The sequence below is a fragment of the Vibrio penaeicida genome (genome assembly GCF_002933855.1).
Lineage (GTDB): Bacteria > Pseudomonadota > Gammaproteobacteria > Enterobacterales > Vibrionaceae > Vibrio > Vibrio penaeicida_A.
The window spans coordinates 1-690 of record NZ_BFAQ01000061.1; the positions used below are offsets into that span (position 1 = coordinate 1).

At 42.8% G+C, this 690-nt stretch carries 1 protein-coding gene; it reads right to left on the bottom strand.

Annotated elements, in window-relative coordinates; all coding sequences use genetic code 11:
- Positions 1 to 149: 149 nt before the first annotated feature.
- A complete protein-coding gene (locus VPNCDNU1_RS27410; protein ID WP_104403319.1) occupies positions 150 to 644 on the bottom strand; it encodes a GNAT family N-acetyltransferase in 495 nt (164 codons plus the stop codon).
- Positions 645 to 690: the final 46 nt, after the last annotated feature.

A 690-nucleotide genomic window follows, 5' to 3' on the forward strand; every position in this document is an offset into this window, starting at 1 on the left:
TAAAGATTTTGTCCAAATTTCCCTCCTAGCACATAACGCCAGCTTAAACCGCAGACAACGCACAAAACAAGCCGCTGCATTGCGCCTTAAACACTAAAATCACCGCAAACCAAAAATGCCACGCGTTGTTTGTCGGTTTGAAGCTTTTGTTATATCCATTTCTCAAAATACCTAACAGGCGTCTTTTGATAAACCCCTTCACCGCATGCTTTAAACCCAAACTTACGAAGAATATGCTGAGAAGGTGCATTTTCTGGCTCTGTCAGAGCAAGGACTTTTGTATAACCCTGCTGCTTAGCAAAGGATAAAACGGCATCACTCGCCTCTTGTGCATACCCTTTACCTCTTGCGGAAAGCTTCAGTCGATATCCAAGCTCTATGACAGTTTCGCTTTTGTAATCAAATGACTCGATTCCACAGTATCCAATAAGCTCTCCACTCAAACGCTCGACAACACAAAATTTACCAATACCTTTATTTGGAAATGCGCTAACCAATTCTTCAAACCGCGATTCTGCTTGCTCAGATGTCATAGCACCAGTCGGAGAAAAAGCCATAAAATCCGCATTTTGAAGAAGCCTTATTGTTTCAATTCGATCTTGCCGAGTGAACTTTCTCAACTCTAGCCGTGTCGTTTTTATCATCGAAAGCCTCCATGGATATAACGCCAGCTTAAACCGCAGACAACGC